Raw genomic sequence first — 4,920 nt, 5'->3', positions numbered from 1 at the left:
AGTGCGCGTCCGGCAGCCAGCCGTGCAGCGGAACCACCGGCATTTTCACCGCGAAAGCGATGAAGAAGCCAAGCATCAGCAGATATTCCACGCTGTGGGACATCGGGGTCTTCAGCAGATCCTGATAGTTGAAAGTCCATACGCCGGTCGCATCGTGGTGCACGAACACCAGCGCCAGGATGGCAATCAGCATCACCAGACCGCTTGCCTGGGTATAGATGAAGAACTTGGTGGCCGCCGTGATACGCGTTTTACCGTCGGAGGCTTTATGGCCCCAGAGCGCGATCAGGAAGTACATCGGCACCAGCATCATCTCCCAGAAGAAGAAGAACAGGAACATGTCGATGGCGAGGAACACGCCGATAACGCCGCCCAGGATCCACATCAGGTTGAGGTGGAAGAAGCCCTGGTATTTCTGGATTTCATTCCAGGAACAGAGCACCGCCAGCACACCCAGCAGACCGGTCAGCACCACCATCAGCAGCGACAGGCCGTCGATAGCAAGGTGGATAGTGATCCCAAAACGTGGGATCCACGGCAGGATGAACTCAGACTGCCACTGCGGCAGACCGGCAGATTGCGTGAGTGAGTAGCCGCCCTGCAGCCACAGCTGCAGGCCAAGCGCCAGCGTCAGTCCCATGGTAATCAGCGCTATCCAGCGCGGCATCTTCACGCCAAAGCGTTCGGTCTGCCAGCAGAGGAAACCGCCAATAAAGGGAATCAGTATTAGCCAGGGTAATAACATGGCAATTCATTTCCTTATTCAACTATCCGGTGGCGACATCGCTCGCCGGAACAGGAAAACAGCACGACATTTTCATGGGGAGGAAAACCCTCCCCAACGAATTAACGCAATACCATCAACAGCGCCAGCACCACCACGGCACCAATGCTCATTGACGCAACATACCAGCGCAGATAACCGTTCGCGCTCAGCACCAGGCCTTTGCCAGCAAAGCGGGAAAGGATCGCCGGAATGTTCATCAGCGCGTTGAGCGGGTCGCTCTTCAGCAGCCAGGCGATGCCCAGGAATGGCTTAACGAACACTTTGTCGTATAGCCAGTCAAAGCCCCAGGCGTTGTACCACCAGGTACCCAGCAGACGGCCCGGCGCGCTGTTGGCGATAGAGGTCACCAGCGTACGTTGACCCAGCCACAGCCATGCGGCAATCAGGATACCGGCAATCGCCACGATGCCTGAGGTGATTTCCAGCGTCAGCACGCGGCCATGTTCCAGTTCGGTCGTTGCCGGCAGTACGCCGTGCAGCGGCGGCACAATCAGCGCGCCCACGAAGGTCGACAGCACCATCAGCACAATCAGCGGCAGGTGATGGGTAATCCCCTTCCCTGCGTGCGCATGAATCTGCTCTTTACCGTGGAAGACGATGAAGATCATACGGAAGGTGTACAGCGAGGTCATGAACGCACCGACCAGACCCGCCACCATCAGGTTGATATGACCGTTAGCCATCGCCCCGGCAAGGATTTCGTCTTTACTGAAGAAGCCCGCGGTAATCAGCGGCAGCGCAGAGAGCGCGGCGCCACCGACCAGGAAGCAGGCATACACCAGCGGAATCGACTTACGCAGGCCGCCCATTTTGAAGATGTTCTGTTCGTGATGACAGGCCAGAATCACCGAGCCGGACGCCAGGAACAGCAGCGCTTTGAAGAACGCGTGGGTCATCAGATGGAAAATCGCCGCATCCCACGCCTGCACGCCCAGCGCCAGGAACATGTAGCCAATCTGGCTCATGGTGGAGTACGCGAGTACACGTTTGATATCGGTCTGCACCAGCGCGGCAAAGCCTGCCAGCACCAGCGTAATCGCTCCAACGATACCCACCAGATGCAGCACTTCCGGCGTCATCAGGAACAGGCCGTGGGTACGGGCAATCAGGTAGACACCTGCGGTAACCATCGTCGCAGCGTGGATCAGCGCGGAGACCGGCGTCGGGCCGGCCATCGCGTCCGCAAGCCAGGTCTGCAACGGCAGCTGCGCGGATTTACCTACGGCACCACCCAGCAGCATCAGCGTTGCCCACATCAGCATGTTATTGCCTGCGGCAAAGTGCGCCGGCGCCAGTTCCACCATTTCGCGGAAGTTCAGCGTGCCCAGCTCGTTGTAGAGGATGAACAGCGCGAAAGCGAGGAACACGTCACCCACACGGGTGACCACGAAGGCTTTCATCGCCGCCGCGCCGTTCTTCGGATCGGTGTAGTAGAAACCGATCAGCAGATAGGAGCACAGGCCCACGCCTTCCCAGCCGAGGTACATCAGCAGCAGGTTATCGGCCAGCACCAGAACCACCATGCTGGCGATAAACAGGTTGGTGTAGGCGAAGAAGCGGGAGTAACCCTCTTCACCGCGCATGTACCAGGAGGCGAACATGTGGATCAGGAAGCCGACCCCGGTTACTACCGAGAGCATGGTCAGCGACAGGCCGTCCAGCACCAGGTTGAAACCGATATTGAAATCACCGACGGACATCCACGTCCACAGCGGCTGGCTGAACGCCTGTTTGCCGTTAGCGAAGAAGTCGATGCCGACGTACGCCGTGACCAGCGCGGACAGACCAATCGAGCCAATCCCCACGGTGGCGGACAGGTTTTCTGACCAGCGCCCGCGGGAGAAGGCCAGCAGGACAAAGCCAATTAACGGGAAAATAATGGTTAAGGCAAGCATGTTCATCCGCGCAACTCACTTACTGAATCGATGTTCAGGTTCTGGCGGCGACGATGGAGCTGCAGCAGCAGCGCCAGGCCAATACTTGCTTCCGCAGCCGCAAGGGTAATGGCGAGGATATACATCACCTGACCGTCGGTCTGGCCCCAGTAGCTGCCGGCGACCACAAAGGCCAGCGCGGCGGCGTTAATCATGATTTCCAGCCCAATCAGCATAAACAGCAGGTTACGGCGGATAACCAGGCCGGTTAAACCCAGCACGAATAAAATCGCGGCGAGGATCAGCCCATGTTGTAAAGGAATCATGCGTGTTCCTCCGTTTTCCTTTTCGCGCTATCGCCGGAACGGTTGCTCAGCACTTCGCCCGGACGGTCTTCACGGCCAATGTGGAAGGCCACCACCAGCCCGGCCAGCAGCAGCATCGACGCCAGTTCTACCGCCAGAACGTACGGCCCGAACAGTGCGATACCGACTTCTTTCGCGCTGATGGCGTTTCCGTCGATGCCCTGGTCATTCAGGCCGATGATGGCGTAAACCATCACCGCCAGCAGCACGGCGGACAAAATCGCCGGGCCAATCCAGATTTGCGGTTTCAGCCACTCACGTTCCTGAGCGATTTCCGCGCCGCCCAGGTTCAGCATCATCACCACGAAGACGAACAGCACCATGATGGCGCCCGCGTAAACGATGATCTCCAGCGCACCGGCGAAATACGCGCCCAGCGAGAAGAACACCCCGGCAATTGCCAGCAGCGAGATAATCAGATACAGCAGCGCATGTACCGGGTTAGTGTGCGTAATCACTCGCAGCGTCGCGAGGACAGCAATCAGGCCACAGATATAAAAAGCGAATTCCATTGCCCCTCTCCTTACGGTAACAGGCTCTTGACGTCGATAGGCTTAGCTTCGTTCTCTGCTTCGCCCTTATCTTTGCCGTCGATTGCCATACCCGCCATCCGGTAGAAGTTATATTCCGGGTATTTGCCCGGACCGGAAATCAGCAGATCCTCTTTTTCGTACACCAGATCCTGACGCTTGTATTCACCCAGTTCGAAGTCCGGGGTCAACTGAATCGCCGTGGTCGGGCACGCTTCTTCACACAGGCCGCAGAAAATGCAGCGCGAGAAGTTAATGCGGAAAAACTCCGGATACCAGCGGCCATCTTTGGTCTCTGCTTTCTGCAGAGAGATACAGCCCACCGGGCAGGCTACCGCGCACAGGTTACAGGCCACGCAGCGCTCTTCGCCGTCCGGGTCGCGCGTCAGCACGATACGGCCACGATAGCGCGGCGGCAGGTAAACCGGCTCTTCCGGGTACATTTGCGTTTCGCGTTTGGCGAACGCATGCAGGCCAATCATCCAGATACTGCGTACCTGGGTGCCGAAGCCTACGAGTAATTCTTTTAAGGTCATGGTCTATTCGCCCCTTATTGCGCCTGCCACAGAATGACAGCCGCCGTTACCAGCAAGTTGATCAGCGTCAGCGGCAGGCACACTTTCCAGCCGAAGGACATTACCTGGTCATAACGCGGACGCGGTAATGAGGCGCGAATCAAAATGAACATCATCATGAAGAACGCGGTTTTCAGCGCGAACCAGATGAACGGCGGTAAGAACGGGCCTTGCCAGCCACCGAAGAACAGCGTCACGATCATCGCCGATACGGTAACGATGCCGATGTATTCCCCCACGAAGAACAGACCGAATTTCATGCCGGAATATTCAATGTGGTAACCATCAGCCAGTTCCTGCTCGGCTTCCGGTTGGTCAAACGGGTGACGGTGACACACCGCTACGCCCGCAATCGCAAAGGTAATGAAGCCGAAGAACTGCGGAATCACGTTCCACAGGTGAGCCTGGTTATTGACAATGTCGGTCATATTGAATGAACCGGCTTGCGCCACCACGCCCATCAGGGACAGACCGAGGAACACCTCGTAGCTCAGGGTCTGCGCAGACGCACGCATCGCCCCCAGCAGGGAGTATTTGTTGTTACTCGACCAGCCGGCAAACAGCACCGCGTACACCGCGAGGCCTGCCAGCATCAGGAAGAACAGGACGCCAATATTGAGGTCGGCGACCACCCAGCTTGGGCTGACCGGCACAATGGCGAAGGCCAGCAGCAGCGAGGTAAAGGCGATCATCGGTGCCAGCGTAAAGATGACGCGGTCCGAGAATTTCGGTACCCAGTCTTCTTTAAAGAACATCTTGATCATGTCCGCAACCAGCTGGAGCGAACCG

Annotated in this window: 6 protein-coding genes; all 6 read right to left on the bottom strand. The window is 57.7% G+C overall.

Annotated features, from left to right (window positions below):
- Positions 1–745: NADH-quinone oxidoreductase subunit M (locus ACW14G_RS22200; protein ID WP_455648818.1), on the bottom strand; the 745-nt coding region annotated here is incomplete at its 3' end.
- 101 nt (positions 746–846) lie between these two features.
- Complete coding sequence (gene nuoL, locus ACW14G_RS22195; protein ID WP_065355791.1) at positions 847–2,688, bottom strand: NADH-quinone oxidoreductase subunit L; 1,842 nt, start codon at positions 2,686–2,688, stop codon at positions 847–849.
- Positions 2,685–2,987, bottom strand: coding sequence for an NADH-quinone oxidoreductase subunit NuoK (nuoK, locus tag ACW14G_RS22190; RefSeq protein ID WP_035892477.1), 303 nt, complete (start codon positions 2,985–2,987; stop codon positions 2,685–2,687). The genes nuoL and nuoK overlap by 4 nt, the downstream gene beginning before the upstream one ends.
- A complete protein-coding gene (gene nuoJ, locus ACW14G_RS22185) occupies positions 2,984–3,538 on the bottom strand; it encodes an NADH-quinone oxidoreductase subunit J (RefSeq protein WP_163449082.1) in 555 nt (184 codons plus the stop codon). Before nuoJ ends, nuoK begins: the two co-directional genes overlap by 4 nt.
- A gap of 11 nt (positions 3,539–3,549) precedes the next feature.
- Complete coding sequence (gene nuoI, locus ACW14G_RS22180; protein ID WP_000172742.1) at positions 3,550–4,092, bottom strand: NADH-quinone oxidoreductase subunit NuoI; 543 nt, start codon at positions 4,090–4,092, stop codon at positions 3,550–3,552.
- A 14-nt stretch (positions 4,093–4,106) separates the two neighbouring features.
- Positions 4,107–4,920: NADH-quinone oxidoreductase subunit NuoH (nuoH, locus tag ACW14G_RS22175; RefSeq protein ID WP_455648817.1), on the bottom strand; the 814-nt coding region annotated here is incomplete at its 5' end.

The sequence above is a fragment of the Kluyvera sp. genome (assembly GCF_965301105.1).
Note: the sequence above shows the minus strand (reverse complement) of the source record. Positions and strands in the feature narration are given on the sequence as shown.

Excerpts from the sequence above, each read along its gene's own strand:
- nuoL (WP_065355791.1), bottom strand. The coding sequence starts at position 2,688 with ATGAACATGCTTGCCTTAACCATTATTTTCCCGTTAATTGGCTTTGTC.
- nuoK (WP_035892477.1), bottom strand. The coding sequence starts at position 2,987 with ATGATTCCTTTACAACATGGGCTGATCCTCGCCGCGATTTTATTCGTG.
- nuoJ (WP_163449082.1), bottom strand. The coding sequence starts at position 3,538 with ATGGAATTCGCTTTTTATATCTGTGGCCTGATTGCTGTCCTCGCGACG.
- nuoI (WP_000172742.1), bottom strand. The coding sequence starts at position 4,092 with ATGACCTTAAAAGAATTACTCGTAGGCTTCGGCACCCAGGTACGCAGT.